General features: G+C 46.2%; 22 protein-coding genes. 8 read left to right on the top strand and 14 right to left on the bottom strand.

Going from position 1 to position 26,956, the window contains the following annotated elements; translation table 11 throughout:
* Positions 1–9: 9 nt before the first annotated feature.
* From SPL68_RS08875 to SPL68_RS08885, 3 genes are read right to left on the bottom strand one after another with little or no spacing between them, the layout of a single operon-like run.
* A complete protein-coding gene (locus SPL68_RS08875; RefSeq protein ID WP_323814737.1) occupies positions 10–1,419 on the bottom strand; it encodes a DUF3999 family protein in 1,410 nt (469 codons plus the stop codon).
* Positions 1,416–4,292: a DUF2339 domain-containing protein gene (locus SPL68_RS08880; RefSeq protein WP_323814738.1), complete on the bottom strand. Its 2,877-nt coding sequence runs from the start codon at positions 4,290–4,292 to the stop codon at positions 1,416–1,418. The genes SPL68_RS08875 and SPL68_RS08880 overlap by 4 nt, the downstream gene beginning before the upstream one ends.
* A 30-nt stretch (positions 4,293–4,322) precedes the next feature.
* Entirely contained in the window at positions 4,323–4,955 is a 633-nt protein-coding gene (locus SPL68_RS08885) for a DUF4230 domain-containing protein (protein WP_323814740.1), read from the bottom strand.
* 144 nt (positions 4,956–5,099) lie between these two features.
* Between SPL68_RS08885 and pabB the strand changes: the two genes are divergently transcribed.
* The 3 genes from pabB (at position 5,100) to SPL68_RS08900 (ending at position 9,452) form a co-directional block, all read left to right on the top strand.
* Positions 5,100–6,536 carry an aminodeoxychorismate synthase component I gene (gene pabB / locus SPL68_RS08890; RefSeq protein WP_323814741.1) on the top strand — a complete coding sequence of 479 codons (1,437 nt, stop codon included), beginning with the start codon at positions 5,100–5,102 and terminating at the stop codon, positions 6,534–6,536.
* A 27-nt stretch (positions 6,537–6,563) separates the two neighbouring features.
* Positions 6,564–7,316 carry a dienelactone hydrolase family protein gene (locus SPL68_RS08895; protein WP_323814742.1) on the top strand — a complete coding sequence of 251 codons (753 nt, stop codon included), beginning with the start codon at positions 6,564–6,566 and terminating at the stop codon, positions 7,314–7,316.
* A 72-nt stretch (positions 7,317–7,388) separates the two neighbouring features.
* Positions 7,389–9,452: a M13 family metallopeptidase gene (locus SPL68_RS08900; protein ID WP_323814743.1), complete on the top strand. Its 2,064-nt coding sequence runs from the start codon at positions 7,389–7,391 to the stop codon at positions 9,450–9,452.
* Positions 9,453–9,535: 83 nt separating this feature from the next.
* Here the strand turns inward: SPL68_RS08900 and nagP are convergent, their stop codons facing one another.
* Positions 9,536–10,867 carry an N-acetylglucosamine MFS transporter NagP gene (nagP, locus tag SPL68_RS08905; protein ID WP_323814744.1) on the bottom strand — a complete coding sequence of 444 codons (1,332 nt, stop codon included), beginning with the start codon at positions 10,865–10,867 and terminating at the stop codon, positions 9,536–9,538.
* 244 nt (positions 10,868–11,111) lie between these two features.
* The gene (gene thrH / locus SPL68_RS08910) at positions 11,112–11,729 is read right to left on the bottom strand and encodes a bifunctional phosphoserine phosphatase/homoserine phosphotransferase ThrH (RefSeq protein WP_323814745.1); all 618 of its coding nucleotides are present in this window, start codon (positions 11,727–11,729) and stop codon (positions 11,112–11,114) included.
* Positions 11,730–11,899: 170 nt separating this feature from the next.
* Between thrH and SPL68_RS08915 the strand changes: the two genes are divergently transcribed.
* Positions 11,900–12,625 (top strand): phosphoadenylyl-sulfate reductase, encoded by a 726-nt coding sequence (locus SPL68_RS08915; RefSeq protein ID WP_323814746.1) that lies wholly within the window; start codon positions 11,900–11,902, stop codon positions 12,623–12,625.
* A gap of 32 nt (positions 12,626–12,657) precedes the next feature.
* A complete protein-coding gene (locus SPL68_RS08920) occupies positions 12,658–13,593 on the top strand; it encodes a LysR family transcriptional regulator (RefSeq protein WP_323814747.1) in 936 nt (311 codons plus the stop codon).
* 9 nt (positions 13,594–13,602) lie between these two features.
* Here SPL68_RS08920 and msrA read toward each other — a convergent pair whose 3' ends face one another.
* The 7 genes from msrA to SPL68_RS08955 all read right to left on the bottom strand — a co-directional run bounded on the left by msrA (position 13,603) and on the right by SPL68_RS08955 (position 20,539).
* The gene (gene msrA / locus SPL68_RS08925; protein ID WP_323814748.1) at positions 13,603–14,244 is read right to left on the bottom strand and encodes a peptide-methionine (S)-S-oxide reductase MsrA; all 642 of its coding nucleotides are present in this window, start codon (positions 14,242–14,244) and stop codon (positions 13,603–13,605) included.
* Between the two features lie 74 nt (positions 14,245–14,318).
* Entirely contained in the window at positions 14,319–15,395 is a 1,077-nt protein-coding gene (gene sohB, locus SPL68_RS08930; protein ID WP_323814749.1) for a protease SohB, read from the bottom strand.
* A 44-nt stretch (positions 15,396–15,439) separates the two neighbouring features.
* A complete protein-coding gene (locus SPL68_RS08935) occupies positions 15,440–16,093 on the bottom strand; it encodes a cation/multidrug efflux pump (RefSeq protein ID WP_323814750.1) in 654 nt (217 codons plus the stop codon).
* Positions 16,094–16,120: 27 nt separating this feature from the next.
* The gene (nudC, locus tag SPL68_RS08940; RefSeq protein ID WP_323814751.1) at positions 16,121–16,987 is read right to left on the bottom strand and encodes an NAD(+) diphosphatase; all 867 of its coding nucleotides are present in this window, start codon (positions 16,985–16,987) and stop codon (positions 16,121–16,123) included.
* 2 nt (positions 16,988–16,989) lie between these two features.
* On the bottom strand, positions 16,990–18,693 hold the full coding sequence (locus tag SPL68_RS08945) for a pilus assembly protein (protein WP_323814752.1): 1,704 nt from the start codon (positions 18,691–18,693) through the stop codon (positions 16,990–16,992).
* Positions 18,694–18,917: 224 nt separating this feature from the next.
* Positions 18,918–19,631: a DNA polymerase III subunit epsilon gene (dnaQ, locus tag SPL68_RS08950; protein ID WP_323814753.1), complete on the bottom strand. Its 714-nt coding sequence runs from the start codon at positions 19,629–19,631 to the stop codon at positions 18,918–18,920.
* A 17-nt stretch (positions 19,632–19,648) separates the two neighbouring features.
* Positions 19,649–20,539, bottom strand: coding sequence for a methyltransferase domain-containing protein (locus tag SPL68_RS08955; RefSeq protein ID WP_323814754.1), 891 nt, complete (start codon positions 20,537–20,539; stop codon positions 19,649–19,651).
* A gap of 147 nt (positions 20,540–20,686) precedes the next feature.
* Here SPL68_RS08955 and gloB point away from each other — a divergent pair, with 147 nt between their 5' ends.
* Both gloB and SPL68_RS08965 read left to right on the top strand, forming a co-directional pair.
* Positions 20,687–21,478: a hydroxyacylglutathione hydrolase gene (gloB, locus tag SPL68_RS08960; RefSeq protein WP_323814756.1), complete on the top strand. Its 792-nt coding sequence runs from the start codon at positions 20,687–20,689 to the stop codon at positions 21,476–21,478.
* A gap of 300 nt (positions 21,479–21,778) precedes the next feature.
* Entirely contained in the window at positions 21,779–23,329 is a 1,551-nt protein-coding gene (locus SPL68_RS08965) for a lytic transglycosylase (protein ID WP_323814757.1), read from the top strand.
* A gap of 114 nt (positions 23,330–23,443) precedes the next feature.
* Here the strand turns inward: SPL68_RS08965 and SPL68_RS08970 are convergent, their stop codons facing one another.
* Positions 23,444–24,427 (bottom strand): malate dehydrogenase, encoded by a 984-nt coding sequence (locus SPL68_RS08970; protein WP_323814758.1) that lies wholly within the window; start codon positions 24,425–24,427, stop codon positions 23,444–23,446.
* A 322-nt stretch (positions 24,428–24,749) separates the two neighbouring features.
* Here SPL68_RS08970 and SPL68_RS08975 point away from each other — a divergent pair, with 322 nt between their 5' ends.
* Positions 24,750–25,361 carry a YkgJ family cysteine cluster protein gene (locus SPL68_RS08975; RefSeq protein ID WP_323814759.1) on the top strand — a complete coding sequence of 204 codons (612 nt, stop codon included), beginning with the start codon at positions 24,750–24,752 and terminating at the stop codon, positions 25,359–25,361.
* On the opposite strand, the gene SPL68_RS08980 is transcribed toward SPL68_RS08975, so the two are convergent.
* Positions 25,358–26,836: a dihydrolipoyl dehydrogenase gene (locus SPL68_RS08980; RefSeq protein ID WP_323814761.1), complete on the bottom strand. Its 1,479-nt coding sequence runs from the start codon at positions 26,834–26,836 to the stop codon at positions 25,358–25,360. The two genes, SPL68_RS08975 and SPL68_RS08980, sit on opposite strands and share 4 nt — an antisense overlap.
* Between the last annotated feature and the right edge of the window lie 120 nt (positions 26,837–26,956).

Below are 26,956 nucleotides of genomic sequence, written 5' to 3' on the forward strand. Positions count from 1 at the left end.
AAAACCTATTTAAATTGCATCTTTAACTTTCATCTGCTTCATCAACCGCACGGCAACACCGATCAACACCAATACCGCGCCAATTAAAACGCCCCAAAACAGAATAGTTTTCCAGCTGATATTCAGGGAGTGGCGGGCGAATTTGTGTAGCTCGGGTTTTAGTTCGTTGTAGTTAGTTTGTTGCCATGCTATTTCTTTGCCGCTGGTTAGCTGCGAGAAAATTTGGGCGCTGGTTTGTAGGTTGCCTGCGGCAGCTTCGGTGTCTATGGCGACATTAAAAGGTGCGGTGTTGTTGGCGATAAATTGCAACACTTCCGGTTGACGGGTGAATACCAGTTGAGGATTCGCGCTGGTGCGGACATGCTCATTTAGCTCTACACGCCATTGGGTATCGCTATTGCTGTAGATGTTCATTGCGTTGCTGCGTTGCCATTCATCGCCTACTTGTGCATTAAACCAAATGCCTTGATGGATTAAATTCCACGGCTGTTTTTTGGTGCTGCGTGAAAACACTTTGATGTTATCGCCATAGCTGACAATACCTAAATCAATACTGATGTTTGTGATTGGCGCTATGTCGTCGCGCTCAAATTCCCATGCAGCTACTGATTGCTTCTTGCCGCTATTAATTGCGTGTAATGCAGATTCTTGTTTTTCTGCCAAAGTACCAGAAACTTTCCATGAATCTTTTACAACGGGCTCAGCTTGATTTTCAGTGTTCTCGATTTGTACTTGTGTCAGGCGCAGCTCTTCTCCGCCGCGAGTGAATTTTAATTGCAGATAAGCGTATTGCTGTGCTTCGAGGTTGAGCGGGATTTTATTGCGGGTAAGTTGTTCGCCGTCTTTTTGCAGTTGTACCAAAGTGGTTTTAACGATTGGAGTCCAAATGGTCATATCGTTAGTACCATTAACCTGTACTTCGAGGTATTGGTGCTGCTCACTTACTGGCCAAAGCAGTTTTAATTTATCGGCTCGGGTTCTGAGATCACTCAAGTCCACCACGTAAAAATCCGTTGGCGCGCTCTCGCCTTGGGTTTCATTGTGATCTTTGATTGCGCTGACTGAAATTTCATTATCATCCAAACGAATCGATGCACTACTTAATACCAATAAGGTTTCAGGTGCGGCACCGACAGGTACGGGAAAATAACGTACATCCGCAAGCTGGGTTTGTTCGGTATTTTTAATGCTGGGAGCAATTACCCGATAAGGTAATTTATTGCCCTGCTGATCTGTCACCAATAGATCATTTAATTGCGCATCGGCCGAGTAACGGTAAATGTCATGCGTCAGTGGAACCTGCACATAGGTTCCATCTGCTTCGCTGACTTGATAAACCGGAATCACTTCAGCGCATATTGATGCACTGAGCGCAAACAAGATCGCGCCTAGTGAAATAGATTTTTTAAGGTTGATCATTGGCTGATTTCCTCTCCATTTTCTTTTTCTGGTTTTTCATCATCGAATGATTTTGCTTTCGCAGGGATTGGCGATAAATAGCCAATTAAAATCATCAACCCACTCACGACGATAAATGACACTATGCGCGCGAGCGTACCTGTGCCCGCTGCATCTTTTGTGAAGAGTTTGAGCACGACAATCGCCAACAGCCCTGCCCCAATCATCCACAATTTGCGCTCTTGCAAGCGGCGCGACAGGTTCATTATGACCAGCGCACAGATAGCCCACAAAATAGAAAGCGCCATTTGCACAATGCTGGAATCCCACATCACATGAGCGTGATACTGAATATCGGCATATTGATGAATTGCTCGCAGCAAAACCACATTGATCCAGATGAATCCTAATAGACCCAAAGCACCATAGCGTAATTCCGCGGGTGCATTGGCCAAGCCCATAGATCCGCGTTTGATTGCATAGGCAAACATTAACAGAACCGTAGCTTGAGCCAGATCCAATGGATTTAATACCGGCAAATAAAATTGGTCGGTAATACCTGAATAATGACAGGCAATAACAAACCAGATTAATAAACCAAGAATTAAGGGTGCAGGAATCAGGTTTTTATAATCACTTGAATGCAAAGAAAATGGCCATAGGGATTTAGTCGCGAAATACAGTAGCGCCACCAATGGAATCACCATACACGCAAACCACAAAACTGCAGCGCTGGTGCCATGCCATTGCATTTCGGTTTGCCAATAGCTCGCCTCCCATGCGATCAAACTAAACACAAACCACGCAGTTAACACATGAAACACACTCAGAATCCCACAGGCTGTGCGTTCGCGCTGCAACCATAAATATCCGTATTGCACAGCAAAGAATATCGCCAGTGCGAGCAGCCCCCAATGTTGCGATGGATAAACTGCATATCCAATAAATATCCCCTCGCCAAAATTATGCAGCGACACCAACATTCCTAAAGGCAACAACCAAAAGCCAGTGCGGGCAAGTTCTGGCCAATGTGTTTTTCTGCTTAATCCAAATAAGGCGGCTACAGATACAGCAAAAAACACCATGAGCGCCGGGAATTGATACTCACCAGACACATGCATTTGTATTTCATTGCTACCTGCCAGCAGCCACCAAAGCCAGCCGATAATCATGCTCAGATTGATTAATGGGCGCTCAACTTTTCTGAGATTGTCGGAAAAACGTGTTAGCAGATAGGAAATACACAATGCCGAAGCTGCCAGTAATAATAAGCTAATAAAATCGCCATCGATTAATGGGCGAGTACCGCTATTACCACCATGAATAATTAAAGAAACTGCTGCGCCTATGTGCAACAAATAACCCGCACAACGCGATAGCAAACGCGCCTGGCGCAAACCAATCCAAATTAAACCGGTAGCTTCCAACGCCCAGCTTGCAGAAGTCCATTGCGCATCCAGTGCCAGTGGAATCGCGAGAGTTGCAAAACAAACACCAAGCGCGATAAAAGATTCGATCAAAATACGATGTGTTTGTTGGTATTTCCCCCACAACCAACGCGCCAGCAGAATATAAACAATCGCCAATACCAATGCGCTAATTGCCAAACCATACTGGGTATGATGAAGCAGCGCAGTTTGTAAACCGAAAGCGACTATAGGTAATCCGAACGTCAGACTGCCATCAACAATACCTTTCAGATTTGGCGGCTGCTTGAGTGAAAATAGAATTGAAACGACGAGGTAAAGCACAAAAAATGCAATTAAAAATGGCTGAGTACTCGCATATAAATGCGGCTGGTAATCCAATACACCCCACACCGAACTAATCACAAAGGTGAAAATAAAACCCACCCAATTCAGTAAACGCCAGGCTTTATACCAAGCGATGGTGAGAATCCCGATATTGAGTATGAGATAGAAGCTGAATAAACCTATGTGATTGCCTGAACCATCGGAGGTGAGTATTGGAGCGAGAAAACCACCGGCGGTTGCCATTAGCGCCAATACTTGTGCGTTTTGTACTACCGCCAGCAATGCACCAAACATCACAATGATAAACATCAAACCAAAGGCGACACCGGCCGGCATAAGTTCATACATTTTTGCCGCTGCAAATACAGTGAGATAAAGCGCAGCAATACCTCCACCTTGCAAGACCAAGCCGTAGCCACCTTCCCTTGCACGGGTTTTCCAGCCCAATAAAATCAACGCGATTGCAACAGCAGCAACGGCAGCCATGCGCAATTCAATCGGCAATAAGCCTTCATTGGATGCGTACTTCACTAAAAAACTTAAACCAAAAAACATCACCACCATTCCAATGCGGACGATAGGATTGCCTTCGGTAAAAAAGCGATTGATATAGGCAATGCCTTTTTCAATTGCACCCGGTGCCGCAGGAGTTGTAGGTCCTGTTTTTGTAGTTGCGTTTACAGTTGCATTTACAGGTGTGTTTACAGCTGCGTTTATAGTTGTTTCTACAGATGAAGTTACATCCGCCTTAACCGGTTCAAGACTAGGTTGAGCGATGGCAGTTTTAAACGGTTTTTGAGCGGTAGTTTCAATCGGATTTTGTGGATTGCTAGCCGATGATTCAGGTGGCAACTCAATTCCATGTTCTTTTAGGCGCTCAGCCAAAGGTTTCTGTGTTTTTTCTGGTTCATTACTAGCTGTTTTCGCTGGAACAGTAGATACAGAATCGGCACGCTTTTCAGTCTGAATTTGTGATCCTAGCGATTTTATATCGCTCTGCAAACGCTTAACGCTGCCAGTCAGCTGCATGACTTGGGTGATTAAAAACCCAAAGGCGCCACCAATTAGCCAGCCGTTGTTATAAAAAATAGCTTCTCCCAAGCCCATACCCACAAGCGTGAAAATAATCAGAAGTATCATCCGCAATCCTTATTGATTTGTTATCGTCATTTATTGTTTGGTTTGATCGTCACTGATCAGCTCTACCGTTTTTAACGGTTCCAATACTTTTTCATGCTCTAATTGCCAGCCTACCGATGCGCATAGCTGCTGCATCATCAGCTGAGCTTGTTTATGAGCGATTTGGGGCAGCTCGCTTTCCATCGCTTTTTCTTGCATAAGTTTTTTAGCTTCAACCAAAATTTCCGTGAAGTCTTCGTTATCAAATTTATTGAGCACACCTTGATTGATATCGTAAAACTTATAGTCGGTATCAATTGAGATAATTTCCGGGTCGGCAAAGTGCTCTATCACTAGTGTGCGGTTGATATGGTCACGGCGAAATTTCATTTTGGCGAAATCGTAACCAATCGATACCTTTGCCTTGGCCACGACTAACGCTTTGCTGTTAGTTTTGAATAATCCAAGAAAATCGCGCTTGGTATTGTGATCATAAATTTCAGTAAAAAAACCTTCTGCCAAAATCACCTTGAATACCTTCTCAATGCGTTCCAACAGAATATGGGATTCAACACTGAGATCCTGTTTTTGGCTTTTGATTTTTTTTGCGTAGTACCAGCTAAACACTTGCCAAGCAGCAAGACCGCCGATCAGCATTGCCGCTATAAATAGAAGAACGTCCATCGGTGATTCCTTGATCGGGAAATTAGGAAAACAGTATAAAGGCGACGAAGCTTAAACGGGCTTAACCCCAAAGTCTATTTGCCGCAGGCTGTAGGTGATGGGGTAGAATAAACGCCCCGCAACGGCGCTGACCAATGAGATTCCATGCCCGAATTCACTGCTGCCAACCTTCATATTATTCCGCTTGATTATCAACCAGAGTCCGCATACTGGTTCGCCGCTGTACGCCATTTACCCAATGCCATCTGGCTGGATTCAGGCAGACCAGCAAGCACCTATGGCCGCTTCGACATCATCAGCGCCGCACCACAAACCCTGCTTACTACCCGCGGTTCAATAACAGAGATTAGCCATCCAGATGGCCAGAGTGAGACCTCAACTCAGGATCCATTTGAACTAGTGCGTGCCTTCTTGCCTATCACTCATTCCTTTAATGCAGAATCTGAGTTGCCATTTATCGGTGGCGCATTGGGCTATTTTGGCTACGACCTTGGACGCCGCTTGGAGAAACTACCGGTTATCGCAGAGGCGGATATAGCGCTGCCGGATATGTGCACCGGCATCTACCCTTGGGCGATTGTTCAGGATCATGACAAAAAAACAGCGTGTCTGATCATCAACGAAGCCTTGAATGAGTCGCTTGGTAGTGCTTATAACTTTTTGGAAATCGAACAATTGTGCGTAAACGCAGCGCATAACAAGATGTTTCACGAACTTAAAAATGCCATCAAGAGTGGCGAAAAACTGTTCAATATCAATGGGTTTTCGAGCAATCTTAAAGTGGATGAATATCAAGCTGCGCTGGATAAAATCCACAATTACATCCTCGCTGGCGACTGTTATCAGGTTAATTTTGCCCAGCGATTCAGTGCTGAATACAGCGGCGATCCATTCATCGCCTACCTTGCATTGCGAACTGCGCTTCCCTCACCTTTTAGTGGATTCATGCAACTACGAGATGGGGCAGTGCTGAGTTTGTCGCCCGAACGTTTCATCCAGGTACGTGGTCAGCAGGTAGAAACCAAGCCGATCAAAGGCACAATGAAAAGAGGCGCAACTAAAGAAGAGGACGAAGCCAATGCGCTCTGGCTTGAAAACAGCCTGAAGAACCGCGCGGAAAATGTGATGATCGTAGACTTGCTGCGCAATGATCTGAGCAAACATTGTGTGAATGTACGCGTCCCCAAGCTCTGTGAACTGCAAACTTTCGCTAATGTTCACCACTTGGTAAGCACCGTGACTGGCGACCTCACCAATAGCGCCACTGCGATTGATGTATTGCGCGATGCCTTCCCCGGCGGCAGCATTACCGGCGCACCTAAAATTCGCGCGATGGAAATTATTGAAGAACTTGAACCCAGCCGCCGCTCACTTTACTGCGGCAGCCTCGGTTATGTGAGTGTCGATGGTCAAATGGACACCAGTATCGCAATACGTACACTGGTGTGTGATGGCAACAAGATTCATTGCTGGGGCGGAGGTGGAATAGTCGCCGACTCAGAAACCGATCAGGAATACCGCGAATCCATCGCGAAAGTAAGCGTATTGATGGAAACGCTCGAACAACAATTTAACAATTAATCAATTACATTTTTTGAGGAGAATTTAATGCTGATTCAGAACCATCAAGTCGATTTGAATACGCCAACTGGGGAAATGCGCTGTTATGTGTATCATCCCAAAGATACCGCCGAAACCGCCGGTAAAAAATTCCCCGCCATTCTCCTCTACTCCGAAATTTTTCAACAAACCTCACCCATTCGCCGCAGCGCACAAATTATGGCAGGCCACGGCTTTATTGTGGTGGTCCCTGAAGTATTCCATGAGCTGAATCCCATTGGCACCGTTTTAGGTTACGACGATGCAGGCCGCGATAAAGGCAATGCCGATAAGGTTGCGAAATATTTGGAAGCGCACGACAGCGATACTCAGGCGATGATCGATTACGTGCAAACCCTCCCCTACTACTCTGGCAAAATCGGCGCTATGGGCTTCTGTTTGGGTGGTGGTTTGGCCTATCGCGCTGCAATCAATCCAGCAATCAGTGCGACCAGCTGCTTCTACGCAACTGATATTCATTCTGGCCTCACGCCATCGCAACCCGGCAATGAAAGTTTGACTCGCACCAACGAAATTAAAGGCGAGCTGCAAATGATTTGGGGCAAACAAGACCCTCACATTCCGCCTGAAGGGCGCGCAAAAGTTTATGCTAATTTGGTGGCCAACAATGTGAACTTCACATGGCATGAAGTGAATGGTGTACATGCGTTTATGCGTGACGAAGGCGACAGATACGATGCTGAATTGCAGCTCTGGGGCTATCAAACTGCGCTAGGCATGTTTAAGCGCGCACTTTATTGATTTTTAATTTTTATCATTCAACGGCGACATAACAGAATTAATTGTCCACATAAAAAATCCAAGGAAACCGCAATGAAAAAAATGACCGCGATCGCATTGGGTATTTCGCTCGCACTGGGGCTTAGCTCATGCAGTAATAACAGCACACCGAAACAAGAGTCATCGGCAAATGAAACTGGAACCGCCTTAGGTTCTGGTATTGATCCTGCCAACATGGATACGAGTATTGCACCGCAGCAGGATTTTTTTAGTTATGTAAATGGGAAATGGGTGGATAACACCCAGATCCCCGCTGATAAAGCGCGCTGGGGCAGTTTTGATGCACTCAGTGAAAATTCGCGCAATCAGGTTTTGGATTTAATTAAAGAGTTGGCAGCAACCCAACATCACCCGGATTCAGATGAATTCAAAATTGCGAGCCTTTATAAATCCTATCTGGATGAAAAACAGATTGAGAATTTAGGTTTAACACCGCTTTATCCTCAACTTGACCGTATCGACAAGTTAAATAGTTACTTTCAGTTGTCGCGCCTGTGGGGCGAGTGGCAAGCACAAGGTACTGGTGTTCCCATCGAGTTTTATATTGATCAGGATGATAAAAATTCCAATCAATATATTACGGGAATTTGGCAATCTGGCCTCGGCTTGCCTGATCGCGAATATTATTTAAAAGATGATGCTCGCTCGCAAGAGCTGCTGAAAAAATATGAATCCTATGTGGCGCAACTTCTGGAACTAGGAGGCTTTACTGACACACAGCAATCAGCCAAAAATATTCTCGCAATTGAGAAAAAAATTGCCGCCATTCATTGGACTCGCATAAAAAACCGCGACCGCAATGCCATCTATAACAAAATGACCGTTAAAGAATTAAAGGAGTTGGCGCCCGGTGTGGATTGGCAAGCACTGATAAATGCCGCAGGGCTTGGCAACATTCTTGATCTGGTCGTAAATCAGCCCACCTATATTGCTGAACTTGCCAAGCTGCAAACAAAAATTCCGCTTGATCATTGGAAACAATATTTAAACTTTCATCTCTTAAACAGTAATGCCGGTAATTTGAGCCGTGCATTCGATGAAGCCAATTTTGGTTTTTACGGTAAAACACTAAATGGCTTACAAGAGCAGCGCTCACGTGAAAAACGCGCTGCAACCATTACCGAAACAAATCTGGGCTTTTTAGTAGGGAAAATGTATGTAGAAAAGTATTTCAAACCAGAAGCAAAAGCACGCATGGATGAAATGATTGAAAACCTGCGTGTAGCCTACAGCGAAGCAATCAACGAATTGGAATGGATGAGCCCTGCCACTAAATTGCAAGCGCAGGAAAAATTAGCCAAATTCAACACTAAAATCGGATACCCTGAAAAATGGCGCGACTACGACTGTGTAAAAATCAGTGCCAATGATTTGATTGGCAACTTGCAGCGCAGCGCTAAATGCGAATACCAGCGCGATATTAATCGTTTGGGTTGGCCAGTAGATCGCACCGAATGGAGCATGACGCCGCAAACCGTGAATGCGTATTACAGCTCCAGCATGAATGAAATTGTGTTTCCCGCTGCAATCTTACAACCACCATTTTTTAATGTGGACGCCGATGATGCCGTAAATTACGGTGCAATTGGCGCGGTAATTGGACATGAGTTCACTCACGGTTTTGATGACCAAGGGCGCCATTCGGATGGCGATGGGAACTTGCGTGATTGGTGGACAGAACAGGATGCAGTTCAATTTAACAAGCGCGCAAAATTGATGATCGATCAATACGATGCGTTCAACCCCATCGATGATTTGCATTTACAAGGCGCCTTGGGCTTAGGTGAAAACATTGCCGATCTAGGCGGCGTCACCCTTGCCTATCGCGCTTATCAAAATTCACTGGCCGGAAAAAAAGGCAAAGTGATTGACGGCTTTACTGCAGAGCAACGTTTCTTTATGGGCTGGGCACAAGTTTGGCGAATTAAATACCGCGATGAAGCACTGCGCGTACAAGTCATCAATGGCCCACACTCACCGGGCAAATATCGTGTGCTTGGCCCACTCTCCAACATGCCTGAATTTTACGAGGCATACGATGTAAAACCCGGCGACGGCATGTATCGCAATGAAGAGGTTCGCGTGAAAATTTGGTAAGCAATCTGTGTAAAAATGAACCCTCGCATCAATTCAGTATTGATGCGAGGGTTTTATTAAAGTGAATATGTAGACGCTCGCAACTATTTTTTCCAGCGTTTTATTTTATGGCCTTTTGCAGCGTAAAAAAGAATAAATAAGTATGCAGGCAAAGTAATGATATAAGCAGTTTGACGCCCAACTTCTTCATGCGCCCCCAAGCTATTTAGCAACACCGGCAAAACACCGCCACCTGCGATTGCCATAACTAATAACGCAGAACCTGTTCCTGTCAAACGACCCAATCCACTCAATGCCATAGGCCATACTGCTGGCCATACTATTGCATTAGCCAATCCCATCATTGCGATAAAAACCAATGTATCCGGTAGCGCAGGCAAACCAAATGGAACAAGAATTACATTTGCAATTGCAGTGGATTGGTTGTCACCCAGAACAATAGCAACACTCAGTAAACAACCTAATACAGCTGATACAAGAAGAGCGCTAGCCTGACTAATTAGACGAGGAATGAATGAAATTCCCAACCCGTAACCAATCAACATAAATGTCATAGTGAATGAAGTGAGTGAAGTGTAGTTTTCATAACCAATACTGCGACCATAGGAACCAATCGTATCTGCAGCAATCACTTCAACACCTACATATAAAATCAGCGCGAATACACCCAGCACCAGATTAGGGTGCGCCAGAGATTCTTTAAAGTGGAAGCCCGAGTCGCGAACTTCGCCGGCATCTTCTGCATCCAAATTTAGCTCAGGCAATGATGATAATTTCACGATTAAAGCAACAGCCAAAATACAAAGAGCCATACCCATATACGGAAAAATCAGACTGTCAGCCATTGCCCTTTTTTCTTCTTCAGTTGGCGTTGTGCCTGTATGACTCATACCGGACAAAATAAGTGCAGTAAACATCATTGGTGCTACTATCCCCGCACTTTTGTTCAGCATTCCCATTACGCTAATACGCACGGCTGCTGATTCTTCTGGCCCAATTTTTACCACATAAGGATTCACCGCTGTTTGCAGCAAAGTGAGGCTCGCGCCCATTAAAAATTGCGCAAATAAAAACAAGGCAAACGTGTGAGCCATTGCGGCAGGAATAAATGTGAGAGCGGCCACAGCCATACCGACCAAGCCTAATGCCATACTATTTTTATAACCAACTTTCGCAATTAACGAGACTGAGGGAATCGCTACCAGCGTGGAAGATACATAAAACGCAAATAAAATAAGCGAGGCATCAAGTGGTGTTAAAGTCAAAACCTCTTCCAAATAAGGCATTAATGACCCATTAAGCCAAGTGACAAAACCCAGAATAAAAAACAAACCTGCAACCAATGCCAGCGGAAGAAAATTTCCACCTGGCGATGCAGAAACAACAGTGGGTGTAGCCTGTGATGGTGTATCCATTGGTGATTACCTCTATTCACTCCGTAAACATGGGAGTTATCGTCATTAGGAAACGTTGAGAGGTTCTCAGAGCTTTATTATTTGCCTGAATGGCATTTGTTTTATGGGTAGTGGCGAAGCAAGCGAAGTAAAGCAGAAAGCAGATCAAGTTGTAAACTTATCCTCTGCATGCTTTTGCGTAACAAAGGATAAGTTTTCTTAAATTTACATATTAACAAAACGCACATTGAGTCGACGAAGTAAATTACAAACTCAACTCACGATTACTCGCCTTGATGAATTCTTTTTTCAGATCTTCATACGTGTGAACAGCCGGGAATTGCGGGAATTGTTCGATCACATTTTGTGGAGCGTGGAACAGAATGCCTTGATCAGCCTCACCCAACATAGTGGTGTCGTTGTAAGAATCACCAGCTGCAATAATGCGGTAGTACAGAGTTTTCAGTGCTAATACTGATTGGCGTTTTGGATCTTTCTGGCGTAGGGTGTAGCCCGAAACCATGCCACGCTCATCAATATTCAAACGATGACACATCAAGGTTGGGAAGCCTAATTGACGCATCAACGGTTGAGAGAATTCGTAAAAAGTGTCGGAGAGGATGATTACCTGAAAACGCTCGCGCAACCAATCTACAAATTCAACTGCGCCATCAAGTGGCTTGAGTGTCGCGATTACATCTTGAATTTCTTTCAGGCCAAGCTTGTGCTCTTCCAAAATACGAAGGCGTTGCTTCATTAATACATCGTAATCCGGGATGTCACGAGTGGTAGCTTTCAGCTCTTCAATACCGGTAACTTTTGCGAATTCAATCCAAATTTCAGGAACCAATACACCTTCCAGATCAAGACATGCAATTTCCACAGCGGCCTCCAAAGCGGTTAATAATTAAGCGGAATAGCGAAAAAGAGTGGCGGCAATCTACCCGTTTTACCCCGCTAAAGCAAACCCATAGCAGACGTATTGCTTGGGCTGGATACCCGCCTCTGGTATCCTTTGCACATATTTATTACAGATTCCCGTGAGTAGCCGTTATGACCGACAAGCTGATAGACCTCATCGACCTGGATGCCAAATTCCAACAGGAAAGCCCACAGAAAATCATCAAATACGCCCTGAATCAATTCGACAATATCGCCATCTCATTCAGTGGTGCTGAAGATGTTGTTCTGATTGAAATGGCTCGCAATTATCGCCCAGATGTTCCGGTGTTTTGCCTCGATACCGGACGTTTGCATGCGGAGACTTATCGTTTCATCGAAAAAGTGCGCAAACACTACGGCATCAAGATTGATGTGATTTCCCCGGATGGCGACGCAGTGCGCAAGCTGGTGCAAGAAAAAGGCCTCTTCAGCTTTTATGAGGACGACCATAAAGAGTGCTGCGGGATACGCAAAATTGAGCCGCTGCGTAAAAAATTACTTACGGTAGATGCATGGATTACCGGGCAACGTAAAGATCAAAGCCCTACCCGTTCTGATATTCCAGTCATTCAAGACGATAAATTATTTGCTCGCCCTGGTGAAAAACTTACCAAGTTTAATCCGCTCTCCAACTGGTCATCAAAAGAAGTATGGGATTACATTCGCATGTGCGAAGTCCCTTATAACGAGTTACATGAACGCGGATTTGTTTCTATCGGCTGTGAGCCATGTACTCGCCCTATCGCACCCGGACAACACGAGCGTGAAGGCCGCTGGTGGTGGGAAGAAGCCACCAAAAAAGAATGCGGTTTGCATGCAGGCAATGTTGAAAAGTAATTGTCAAAAGCTGTTCTAACCGGTAGAACGATATGAGATACACACTTCGCCAACTGGAAATTTTTGTTGCCATCGCGCGCACGGGAAATGTATCCCGTGCGGCAGAAGTAGTTGCTTTATCTCAATCAGCTGCAAGCACTGCACTTGCCGAGTTGGAACGCCAATTTGATTGCCAGTTATTTGATCGACACGGAAAATTACTCAAACTAAACGCTTTAGGTAAAACCCTTTTGCCAGTTGCAAGCAGCCTGCTCACTCAAGCAACAGAAATACAACATTTATTGGAAGGGAAATCTGCGTTAGGTAATTTGAATGTCGGTGCAACTCTGACAATCGGTAATTATCTGGCGATTATGATCATCAGCGAATTTATGCAAGCGTATCCCGATTGCCATGTCGATCTACAAGTAAAAAACACTCAGGCAATTTTGCAACAAATCGCAGGTTACGAATTGGATTTGGGATTGATTGAAGGCAGTTGTCATCATCCTGAATTGCAAACAGAAGCATGGATTGAAGACGAACTTGCGATTTTTTGTGCACCCACTCATCCACTTGCACAACTAGCATCAGTTAGTATTGAGCAACTATTAACGGCCAATTGGATTTTGCGTGAGCAAGGTTCAGGTACGCGCGAAACATTCGATCAAGCATTGCGCCATCATTTACCTGAATTAAAAATTCGCATGGAGTTAGAACATACAGAAGCGATCAAACGCGCGGTGGAATCAGGATTGGGAATTGGCTGTATTTCACGGCTCGCAGTGCGCGATGGCTTTAAGCGTGGAAGTTTGGTTGAAATAAAGATGCCGATGCTCGACTTGCGCCGCCAATTTATGTTCGTCTGGCACAAAAGCCGTTATCAAACACCGGCAGTAATTGCGTTCTTAAATTATTGTCGCTCACTTACAACCAAGCTAAAACACAGTGATCAAATACAACTAATGACTAACTCCCCAGCACTTTAGAGATATACATTAAGTATCGACTGAGTAGCAAACACCTGTTCCACCTAGCCCGCAGTAACCACCCGGATTTTTGTGCAAGTATTGCTGATGATAGGTTTCTGCATAATAAAATTCACCAGCAGGTAAGATTTCTGTTGTTATCTCACCAAGATTTTTCTCATCTAAACCTGTTTGATAAATTGCCTTTGATTGCTCTGCCAGTCCCCGCTGGGATTCAGTGAAATAGTAAATTCCTGATCGATATTGGGTTCCACGGTCATTCCCTTGGCGCATTCCTTGTGTCGGGTTATGCGATTCCCAGAAGACTTTCAATAAAGTATTCAATGATATTTTGGTCGGATCAAAAACTACCAATACAACCTCATTGTGCCCCGTTAACCCTGAACATACCTCTTCATAAGTCGGATTAAGGGTAAAACCTGCTGAATAACCAACCGCCGTTGTATAAACACCATCCTGTTGCCAGAACTTACGCTCCGCGCCCCAGAAACATCCAAGACCAAACACTATCTTTTCCATATTTTCAGGAAAGGGAGCTTTAATTGGAGCATTTTTGATGGCATGTTGATTATTCACTGGCATGACTTCAGCACGCCCTTTCAATGCTTGATCTGCAGTAGGCATTTGTAATTTGGTTGTTGAGAAAATCATAATCAGCCTCCAATATATTTTTAATTCATCAAAAAAAAACGGTGCCCTTAGGCACCGTTAGATTTTCAATCAGACTAAAACCAGCGGCTCATATTCAACCGCTCCCACCAAGTCATCAGTAATCGATCAATCGTTGCTTGAGCCGCAAGTCCCAGCTTTTCTGGAAGCGTTTTTTTGTGGGTAAATTCTACTTCGTAAATATCAGCAGTTTCTGCTTGCGCAAATAGATATTCATCACTGGTTTGTAACTCATCAATAAGATTCACATCTTTTGCGCGCAAACCGAACCACACCTCACCAGTAGCAACTTTTGCAACATCCACTTGTGGGCGATGCTCACTAACAAAATCTTTGAAAAGCACATGTGTATCTTCCAGCTCTTCGACGAATTTTGCGCGACCTTTTTCAGTATTCTCGCCAAACATAGTTACAGTGCGCTTGTATTCACCCGCCGTAAACATTTCATAATCAATATCATTTTTCTTGAGAATCTTATGGAAATTAGGAAGCTGCGCCACAACACCAATTGACCCCAAAATAGCAAAAGGTGCGGCAACAATTTTGTTGGCGACACAAGCCATCATATAACCACCGCTGGCTGCGACTTTATCGACACACACGGTTAACGGAATATTTTTACTGGTAATGCGCGCCAACTGGCTTGATGCTAAACCATAGCCATGCACCATGCCGCCACCACTCTCTACCTTTACCACTACTTCATCAGTAGGTTTGGCAAGAGTTAGCACTGTGCTAATTTCTTCACGCAGGGATTCAACGCCAGAGGCTTTGATGTCGCCGTAAAAATCCAATACAAAAACGCGCTTTTTAACTGCTGTATCGGCGTCAGCATCTGCTTTTGTTTTGGATGATTCTTTGGCCGCTTTTTTCTTTTGCGCCTTTTCTTCTTTCAGGCGTTTCTTTTCAGCTTTTTCAAACTCTTTGTATTCCTCATCATCTAACATGGCATCGCGCAATGAGTCGCGCAGATGATCAAACTTTTCATTCAGTTTGGTGACTTCGATATGACCTTTATCTGACTTTTTATTGCGCCCGCCCATAGAAACAACAAGGCTAACAATGACACCAATCGCCACCACAAATGTCAGCGTCTTGGCGAGAAACAAACCGTATTCTGCTAAAAATTCCAAAGGGTAAACTCCGTACAACTTTTATAAAAAATAATTACAAACGATTAATTAAACTCTGCAACTGCATCACGTGCAGCCTCATTTATTGGGCGGGCAACCAAACCGGTGTTAGACAGGCTTATTTCAAACAAAGCGCCATCCTTCATAGGCAAATAGGTTGCAGAGCCATAAACTGCATCGACCACAGGAACCCACTCAGGATTAGCGTGGAAAATTTTCCAAACATCGACACCATACAAACTATTATGCACTGTATAGGCGGTGCGTTTGGCAGTGGTTTCCTGCTCTATGTCGTAGTAGCGTCCACTTAGACGCTCTAATCGATAGGCTGGTTTAAGGCCAAAGGTAGAAAGATAGCCATCCCACTTCACGATGCGTGCATCCAATTGCCATTGGTCGCCACGCATTTCTACGCGCTGCTCTTTGCCGTCTTTATCGGACAGAACGGCAAAATAATGTTGATCTTCAATTTTATCAAAATTGATTGTGGCAACGACCTGCTCTTGCAGCACCTGTTTGTAGCTGTACACATCATATGCCGTTAAGGCTACAAAAACGCCTGCAGCTAACAATGCCAAACCGAAAATACCGCGGCAAAACCCCACAAACCAGGAGTTTTTCCAAAGCAAATTAACTGCTTTGTACGCCAGAAAAACAGCAATTAGCCCAATAAAAATCGCCAGTAAGGTAAAAATCATGAATGTCCTACCTGTGTTAACCGCTTGTTATTGTTTATGAAGTTGATGCATATGTTTCACGTAATGCGCAATCAATTGCCCCGCTACACTAGCGGGTGCTGGCGTCTGAGGCAACTGATCGTAACGGAACCATTTCGCATCCACAATTTCAGTGGGGTCGATCTGAATCTCACCCGCTGCGTATTCGGCAAAAAAACCGAGCATTAACTGACCAGGAAATGGCCAAGGTTGACTGCGAAAGTATTCCAATTTATCAACACGAATACCGACTTCTTCCATTACCTCTCGCTTTACGCAGTCTTCCACGCTCTCACCCGCTTCTACAAAACCGGCCAGTGTTGAGTACATAACACGCGAGGCGCGCTGATGATGCGCAAGCAAAAGCTCGTCACCGCGCGTTACTAACACAATCATGCAAGGCGACAACCTTGGATAAAAGCGTAGATCGCAAGGGATGCAAACCTTGGCGCGGTCGATATGATCTTGTGTGGTTTTTTGCCCACAGCGCCCACAAAAACGATGATCATAAAACCATTGAGCTATTTGCAGTGCGCGCCCAGCTAATTGAAAAGCCTCGGGTGATAACAGCTCCAATTGTGATCTCAGCCCACGCCATTGATAAGTTTCCGGCAGTGCAGCCTCAGCGAACACTCTAACCCACAAATCTTCGCCATTCAGCACACCTAAATAGTGTTCGCTAGTAGCTTCCGACTTAAGGCTAAACAAATGTGACTCTTGCGCAAGGAATAGATACCCTTCCGCATCACAAAGAAGCTGATCACTACGATAGTTGGGCGAAGTGCCGACGATAATAAAACGCCGGTTGCGAGAAACAACCGGCGCTACAACTGAAGCATGAAATTCAAATGAAGCCAGATCAAAACGAAAGGACATAATTACACATTAAAACCCAAGGCTTGCAGACTCTCTTCAGCAATCTGCAATACACTGGTATCGGCCGCTTTATCCAGCTTGATCGCATCAAGGTAATACTCAAGACTGATTACTGCATCGGCAAACGTTTCCAGAAGATGCTGCACGGCGGGATGCTGATCGGACGCCAATAAATCTTCTTCAACAAAACGCATACAACCTGCGAGGACTTTGGCAGCGCGCGGCAAACCAAGTACAAACATACCGCCACGCACTGAATCCAGAATTCCCGGAATGTTGCGGATATGCCCTTTGTCGTAATTGGACTCTGCAAAAGCAGTTAATGCGCGCTTGACCATTGCCAAACCGGCTTCCGCTTCATCGATTACAATTTTTTCAGCTTCTGCAATTTGGTTATTTGCCATAGCCGCATCGCGTGAGAGCGCATTGATCTGCGCGACTTTTTCATCCGACAGGTTAGCGTTGTTTAATCCGGCAATTGTGCTCTCTACATAGAGAAGAGTATCCGCAACAACCAGTAGCTCATCTGCAGTTACCGGGCTGTGATTTGCTTGCCATTGTGCGATCTTGTCGATCTCTTGCTTGAGACTGTTACTCGGCGCAACCAAGCCCACAATCGATAAAATATCAGCCACTTTTTTGAGTGTTTCCAATAGCTCGGGCGACTCACTCAAAAGCTCTGCGCCCCCTTGAGCTGCACGTTCAAGAATATTTTTGGTGCTGTGTAACTCATCGGTTAATACCGCCACCATAGAACTGATGGTATTTGCGCTAGGGCCGTTCAGGAACTCCATTTCGCGCGCAAGTTCAGCTTCGGTGTAGTTTAACGATGGCACACCATAAGCCGACAAAACCGTTTGGGTTTTATCTTGATCGGAATGGGACAGTGCCAATAAATAAAGCAATTCTTTTTGCAGCGCTGAATCAACCTCACGCGCAAGTACCGCACTACCCTCAAATTGAAAGCGTTTGATCTCACGTTCAATCCCGCTCAAGAGCATTTTACGGCTTTTGGTAAGGCGCATATTTTTTTCTGCTATCGCCGCTAAAGTTGCTCCACTCAGCCACCAAAAATTGCTCAGAGGGCTGCCTGCTGCGGCAACTTCCAATCGCTGCAATGCGCGCGTCATCATCCCCAATGATGCTTTTGGCTGAACGTTTTTCAGCACATTTAATAGCGCCGTTTGATACATGTGGCGCAAACGGCGCACCAAGGTCACCAAGTCTTCCGGCAATTGCTGAGCGGCAACCAATTCACGATTTGCTTTGATCGCAGACAAACTATAGAAAAAGCTTTCTGGCAGCGGCGCCGCTTTGCGCGTCATGCGCAGCTCATTGATATGAGGGATTAACAGCATCGGCATGCTGCGTGCGGTTTGTGTGCAATATTCCAAATAGCGTGGCAGGATAAAAAAGCTGGAAGTCAGCAACTCCAGCTTTGCATCTGTTTTTTCATCTTCACCCAAGGTGATATCGGTGATGTGAGTGACCAGTTCATCGGCCAACAAATCTACGCCGCGCAGTTGAATCAAGCTAAGAATGCCACGGATCTGCTTGATTCCATCGATACAGTTTTGCAATAACTCGCCATTGTTGCGGTCATGCGAGAACTGCTCCAAACGGATTGCTGATTGCTCAATAGTCGCAACCAGTTCGTCTTGAACCATTTTAAGAGAGGCGAGATTTAAGGTTTCTGTTGTGCTCACAATTACATCCTGGCGTTTATTTTTAACGGGGCAAGGCCGATACAGGGAAATGCATCAGCCTTAGCTCATTCGAGATCACATTGACTCTATACCATGTTTGGCGTTATTTCACCGCTGGCACGCAAATAAGCCAACCAGCGAAAGGAGTTTGCCAAGCATCTCTCACTTGTTCATTTTTTCAACCAGTACTTCATCCAACAATAAAAACCTTCATTTATACAGACTTACTCGCGCAGCCAAACACAGTTGTCGCCGCTGCTTTTGGCGATAGCGGTCAGCTTTTGGCTATGCAATTCCAGTTCTGCTTCAGTCGCCATAATCACCGGCAGTGGTTTGCGATTGGGTGACACACGGCGAATGGCTTCTTGCCCACCGCCCTCTTCGCTATTGGCCTGATTGCCACCCAGCGATAATGCTGTTTGGCCGCCCGTCATTAATAGATAGACGTCGGCAAGGATTTCCGCATCGAGCAATGCGCCGTGCAATTCACGCTGGGAGTTATCGACTCCGTAGCGTTTACAGAGCGCATCCAGATTGTTCTTTTGGCCGGGATGCTTGGCGCGCGCCATTAATAGTGTATCCACCACATGGCAGCGATCGGCGATGCTGCCATAACCCGGGCGCAGCATATTCATTTCATGATTGATAAAGCCGATATCAAACGCCGCATTATGGATGACTAATTCCGCATCGCCCACAAAGGCTAAAAATTCATCGGCGATACGTGCAAATACAGGTTTATCTTCCAGCATTGCATTGCTAATGCCGTGCACCGCTTGCGCGCCCGCGTCGATTTCACGCTCTGGCTTAATATATTGATGGTAATGACGCCCGGTTAAACGACGATTGACCAGCTCAACGCAGCCGATTTCAATAATCCGGTGCCCTTGGCTGGTTTCAAGGCCGGTTGTTTCCGTATCCAGTACGATTTGACGCATGAGTCCAAACCTTAATGTTAAATCTTGTTGTTGAGTGTATTTGCGCCAGGCGATAAAGAATGCAGGCGCAATCCGGGAGCCGGGCCAACAATTCTGGTTACCGCTAAACCACGCAGCGGGTGATATTTTCGCCAATCGGGTTTAACTGGCGTGAGCGGGATGTGATCCTTACGCGCGACCACCATATAAAAGCCCCCCCAAGGCAAGTGCAGCCTTTTACTCCAGCGCTCCATCCAATGCAAATGTTTAATCGCGCCTTCTTGCGGTAATGGAGGGCGAAAAAAACCTTTGTGAATCGCAATGGGTTCCATATCCAACAGGGTTAACCAATCCAAAAGGCGCCCCAAGCGTAAATATTGAAAGCGCCAGCGCGGGCGGGAATTAAAAATCCGCGCAAGGCTCGCCCAAACACCCCAAGGGCTCCAAGGGTTAAAGCCGACAATAAGCAGATGGCCTTTGGGGATAATAATCCGTGTTGCTTCACGCAATTGATGATGAGGACTTTGGCTGTAATCAAGACTGTGATGCAGTAATACCGCATCGATAGATTCTGCAGCGAGCGGGAGATGGTTAAAATCCGACAGCGCACCAAGGCGCTGCTGGGATTTGTGGGTGCTATCCTCTAGCTGCGAGTGCAATATAAATCGATGTGAGATGCGGCTTTCTGCCGTTAGATCCAATCGCCCACTGACGCCGAGCTGCAATAGTTGATAGCCAAACACACACTGCAAGCCCTCAGATACCGCGGCTTGCTCCTCCTCCAACAGCGCCCGCCCAAGTGGTGACTCAAACCAAGGTGTTAAATCTGCGATGGACTCACGCATCGGCAAAACACCAAAATGCTTTTTCCAAATGGCAGAAAAACGGATCATTAACCGATGCGGTGTTTTCATCAATTTGGAGTTCATTTTTTGACCTCGTCGCTCACTACCGGATTTTGCACGCCAGACATTAATAAGCCGCGGACTAAGCTAACGCAAGAACAAACCGTAAATTACACTAACCCCTAATTAAGACAGCGTAGAATAGAGTGCCATTTTTAATGAGGTATCACCGTGCTGACAATTACTCCTATACCTGCCCTCGACAGCAATTATTTCTGGATAATTCAGCCTGATGAAACATCAAAAAAAGTCTATGTCGTTGATCCGGGTGATGCCGCACCGGTTATTAATCATCTTCAACAGCAGCAATTACAACTCGCCGGAATTTTAATCACCCACCGCCACCGCGATCACACGGGCGGCATCAATAGCCTGTTAGAACATTGGTCGGTACCCGTTTATGGGCCTGACTCAGAACTTATCCCGCAAATAACTCATGCACTTAAAGACAAAGACCAACTCCAACTGGAAGGTATTCACTTCAACATTATTGCCGTGCCCGGTCACACATGGGAGCACATTGCATATTTTAGCGATGCCCCTAATTTGGCAGCACCAATCCTTTTTTGTGGTGATGCGTTATTTGCCGGCGGTTGCGGTCGGCGGTTTGATGGCACCGCCGAAATCATGTGGGATTCGTTAGTGCGACTCGCATCGCTGCCCGACGAAACCTTAATCTACTGCGCCCATGAATATACTCAAGCCAATCTGGCATTTGCCGTAGCGGTAGAGCCGGACAATTTGGAATTAAGAGAGCGCTTTGAACAAGTAAAACAAACCCGCCAGCAGGGCAAGATCACCCTCCCCTCTTCTATTGTGTTGGAAAAACGAACAAATCCATTTTTGCGCTGTCAACAAGCTGGCATCAAAATCTTCGCTGAACAGATGACAGAAGATGCCTTGGACACCCCTGCAAAAGTCTTTGGTGCGCTGCGCTCAATAAAAGATAGCTGGCCAAACTGAACCGGAAAGCAACATTTTTGAACTCCCGACCAGCTCTCATTCAGGCTGTGAACGGTTCTTGTTATTCCGAATTAAGCGTTGACCCAAGCGACGCCTGCACCTAGAATCCGGGATCCTCAGCCCCAGGGAGCGCAGAGGCAATCACTAAACAGCCGTTATTTGTCATCATAATTAGGATAAAAATCCTAATGACAGAATAATGAAGGCCAAAATCAACCGGATTTTCCACGTCAAAACTGAACACGCATTGTTGGAAATGCAGGAACAGCAACGTGGAAAAGTAACCTTGAAAGTGACCCTATGAACCATCAAAACCGCTTCCCGCTGGTGCCATTCATTTGTATAGCCTGGCTCATCGCACTCGCAGGCTGTAGTACAACTAAAAAGGCAGAAGAACCAGAAATCAGCACTGCCACAATAGAGTCCCCCTCCGCAGAAAAAATAGCTGCCAAGAAAAAACAAAGCCACGACCACAGCGAAGACTACGGTAACCTGTGGGAAGAAATTGTTGATGGCTATGGTTTTCCCGCAATCGGGGACGCTAAGGTCGATAAAAACTTACGCTGGCTTTCCAATAATCAACGCTATCTTGACCGCATCACAGAGCAAAGTAAGCCCTACCTTTATTACGTTGCAAGCGAGCTGCGTAAAAATGATCTTCCTTCAGAGCTGGCGCTCTTGCCTATTGTAGAAAGTGCATACAATCCATTTGCCGTATCACCGAGCAAAGCAGGAGGCTTTTGGCAGTTTATGCCTCGCACAGCGAGCAATTTTGGTTTAAAACAAAACCACTGGTATGACGGGCGCCGCGATTTGGTTGCCTCTACCGATGCCGCCGTCCGCTATCTAAAGCGACTGAATACTATGTTTGATGGCGATTGGTTGTTAAGTATCGCTGCCTACAACGCTGGCGAAGGCACCATCCGCCGCGCGATTGATAAAAACCGCAAGCAAGGTAAAGGGACTGATTTCTGGTCTCTACCCTTATCACAACAAACCCGCTCCTATGTTCCACAACTTGTCGCACTATCTAAAGTGATTGCTGACCCAGCTAAATACGACTTGGAACTGCAAGAAATCGACAACAACCCCTACTTCACCAGTGTCAACGTCAGCTCAGCCATTGACCTTGCTCAAGCCGCACGCATGTCGCAAATTGACCCCAAGGAACTGCGCAATCTGAATGCCGGTTATCAACGCTGGACAACTGACCCCACAGGCCCACATCAAATTCTGGTTCCAGTGGCCGATGCAACCAACTTCAAACTGAACCTCGACAAACTACCCAAGGTTGCCCCAATACAAATTGCTGGCGACTACAAAGTGAAATCAGGCGATACCTTGGGCGCAATCGCTAAACGCTACGGCACCAGTGTGGCAGCGATTCAATCCGCCAACGGGATGAAATCCACCCAGCTGCGCGTTGGTCAACGTTTGAGCATTCCCGGTCAGGCGCCGTTGAACTCGCCTTATGCTGTCCAAGCGGAGCAAGAAATCGCTCAACGCAATCAAAAGAACACTGGCACTTATTACACAGTGAAATCGGGCGACAGCTTTTGGACTATCGCCAAAAAGCACGGCACCAGCGTGAAGAATTTGTTGAAATGGAATCAGTTGGCGAGCAATGCCACCCTAAAGCCGGGGCAAAAATTATTAGTGATGAACAAAACCGCCACGCAAACCGCCGACAACAAAATCACCTATGAAATTAAGAGTGGCGACACCCTGCTCAAAATCGCTAATCAATTTGATGTATCTAAAAAAGATCTCTTGGCTTGGAATAAAGTGAAAAACGAAAGCTACATTCATCCAGGTCAAGAACTTACTATTTATCTCAGCGCTAAGAACTAATCGCTTTCAGTTCTTCCAAGCAAGCGTAAATTTAGATAGAACAGATAACAAAATACAAAAAAGCCAGAGATTTTCGCAAATCTCTGGCTTTTTATTACAAGCTAAAAAAACAAGTTACGCAGGCAACAATTCTTTTACTGCGTCGCGCTCTTCTTGCAATTCTTTCTCAGTAGCGGTCATACGAGCGCGTGAGAATTCATTGATTTCAACGCCTTGTACGATTTCCCAATCGCCGTTTTTGCATACGCATGGGAATGAGTAGATCAGGCCTTTTTCGATGCCGTATGAGCCATCGCTGTAAACGCCCATGCTGGTCCAATCGTTTGCTGGAGTACCCAGTGCCCAATCACGCATGTGGTTCAATGCAGCGTTAGCAGCAGATGCAGCAGAAGAAGCACCACGAGCAGCAATGATTGCAGCACCGCGTTGTTGTACAGTTGGGATGTAATCTGCTTCGTACCACGCTTGATCAACCAAGCTCAGTGCTGGCTTGCCATCAACCAAAGTGTTGTGCAGGTCTGGGTATTGGGTAGATGAGTGGTTACCCCAGATCAGTGCTTTGGTGATGTTGTTGATGCTGGTGCCAGTTTTGGTCGCCAACTGTGACAACGCACGGTTGTGATCCAAACGGGTCATTGCAGTGAATTGACGTGGGTTGATGTTTGGTGCGTTGCGTTGAGCGATCAGCGCGTTGGTGTTTGCTGGGTTACCAACTACCAATACTTTGATGTCGCGTGATGCGTAGTCATCAATCGCTTTACCTTGAACAGAGAAGATAGCGGCGTTAGCAGCCAGCAGGTCTTTACGCTCCATGCCTGGGCCGCGTGGACGCGCGCCAACCAGCAATGCGTAATCGGTATCTTTGAAAGCGACAGCAGGATCATCGGTAGTCACAATGCCCGCCAACAATGGGAATGCGCAGTCATCCAATTCCATTGCTACACCTTGCAGCGCTTTCAGAGCTGGGGTAATTTCGAGCAATTGCAGGATTACTGGTTGGTCTTTACCCAACATGTCGCCAGCAGCAATGCGGAACAACAATGAGTAGCTGATTTGGCCTGCGGCGCCAGTGACGGTAACTCTTACAGGTGCTTTCACGATGAGACTCCATTTATTCGGGTGATATTGGAAGGAAACGAAAGTTCGGCATTGTGTGCCAGGGTTTTACTAGTAAGACGGGCGAGCATTATAGGCATTTGGGCAGAAAATTCACCCCAAGAATGCGACTTGATGAAGACTTAATGAGAGGAATTCGCACAATTGACTGGCTATTTACGCTTACAACCTAAACCCCACCAATGAAAAATGCACCGCGCAAACTAAATTTTTGACGCCATCTTGAATTTTGCATCGGATAGAGCAAAATCGCGCAGCTCGACGACAACATCCCCCCAACCACCTTTCCTCGTTCTGAGGCCACATGTCATCCGAATCCCCTTGCCTAACTTGCGGCGCTTGCTGCGCGAACTTCCGTGTGTCTTTTTATTGGGGCGAATGCCAGAGTGCCGGAGGAAGTATTCCCGATGAGCTGACCCTTCAGGTAAGCCCTCATCATGCGTGCATGAAAGGTACCGAAAAGAATCCGGTGCGCTGCATCGCGCTGGTAGGAACCCCCGGTGAACATGTTTCCTGCAACATCTATGAGCAGCGCTCAAGCACTTGCCGGGATTTTGATATCTGGAATGACGATGGCAGCATTAATGATACCTGCACTCGCGCCAGAGCTGTGTTTGGATTGCCGCCGATCGTTCTGCCGGAAGCGGCACTAGTACCGGAGCCAATCTGGGTTGCAGAGGTGCTCCATGCTGATCAGGCAATCCTGATTACTGAGCCGGCAATACTCGCTGAGTCAGCATCTGTATCGACTCTGGAACCGATGACTGATTCGATGGTTGATTCAATCAGTGACCCGATACTAATTGATCCGCTAATAGCTACAACAAACATCGCCCCGAAGCAGCCAGAACTTATCGAGCTATTGGTGATTGCCGATGGCTCATCATTCCCAACTGATGAAACCCAGTTAAATTAAGCGCCAGGCCCACAATCCAAACAGGTATTTTCACTGATTACACCCAACCGCAGCTTACGATTCAAATCGCGCAATGCGGTGCGAACCCCCTCCTCTAATACGGGGTGATAAAAGGGTAAATCCAAAACCTGCTGCACAGTCAGCCGAAGCTGGATAACCCAAGCCAATTGGTGCGCGATATGTTCAGCTGCTGGGCCAAACATTTCCGCACCTAATAACAACCCCGTGCCCTGCTCCGCATAAATACGCAACAAGCCGCGATTTTTATTGATGACCTGCGCCCGACCCTGCTTTTCATAACTAACTTCGCCGATTGCGTAGCAGTCGGTACACCCGCGTCTGATCTCTTCCAAACTTTGACCAACGCTGGCTATTTGCGGGTCGGTAAACACCACACTGAGCGGCGTCCGGCGCACACCGGCACGAATATCATCAGGGTTGCGCAGCGTTCGCGCCGCATTGCCTCCAGCAATACGACCTTCATCTACCGCCTCGTGCAGCAAAGGCACGTCCGAAGAGGCATCACCAGCAATATAAATCGGCGAGCTGCCGCACTGGCCGGTATAGCGGTTGTAATAAGGAATGCCGTCGTTGTTTAGCGATAGATCAGCACTCTCGATATTTAACCCATCAATATTCGGGCGACGCCCGGTAGTCGCTAATACGTAGTCGAACTTTTCGGTGATTACGCCTTTCTGGCGGTGAGCATAGCGAATCGCTACTCCGTCTTTTTCAGATTGAATATCTTCGATATTGGCTTTGAGATCGAGATAAAACTCGCGGTTGAATTCCATGTCGGCATATTCGCAGATCGACGGGTCTTTAATCGCCGCCAAAGCACCGCTTTTCCCGAACACCGCAACTCTTACACCCAAGCGGCTCATCGCTTGCCCCAACTCCAAACCAATCACACCCGGGCCAAAAATTGCCACCGACTTAGGCAAATCTCGCCATTCGAATACATCATCGCTCACCACCAAATGTGGCGCCGCCGCTTTTAGGGAATCAGGAATAACTGGCGACGAACCTGTCGCAATTACGATGCGCTTGGCGCTGACTTCAATTTCAGTACCGTCCTGCTGGGTGACAATCAATACCGACCGCGATTGAAATTTCGCGCGCCCCAGCAATTTGTTTTCCGGCGGAAACTCGTCCACCGTTTTAATCACCGAAGCGACAAATCTATCGCGCTCACGGCGCACACGCTCCATCACTGCAACACCGTTGATTTCTGGCGCGGCATAGGTGACACCAAAAACGTCACCTGATTTGCCGTGATGTGCATAATCAGCGGCAGCAATTAGCAGTTTACTCGGCATGCAACCTACTCTGGCACAGGTAGTACCAAAGGTTTTCGCCTCAATCAGAAGTAAGTTATCGGTATAGTGTTTAGCGGCGTTATAGGCACTTAAACCTGCTGTGCCCGCGCCTATGATGGCAACGTCAACTTGACGTTTTTGAATGGTTTGTTGCATATAAATTCCCTCCTACTTACTAACACTCTAGTAAATAGGAGGAAGTTTAATCTGTTTGGTTTCAAACAATACTTAAGCCTGTGATGAATTTCTTAAAGATGGTAGAACTTTAAGATGTAA

It is taken from the genome of Cellvibrio chitinivorans, from assembly GCF_035117775.1.
Taxonomy (GTDB): Bacteria; Pseudomonadota; Gammaproteobacteria; order Pseudomonadales; family Cellvibrionaceae; genus Cellvibrio; species Cellvibrio chitinivorans.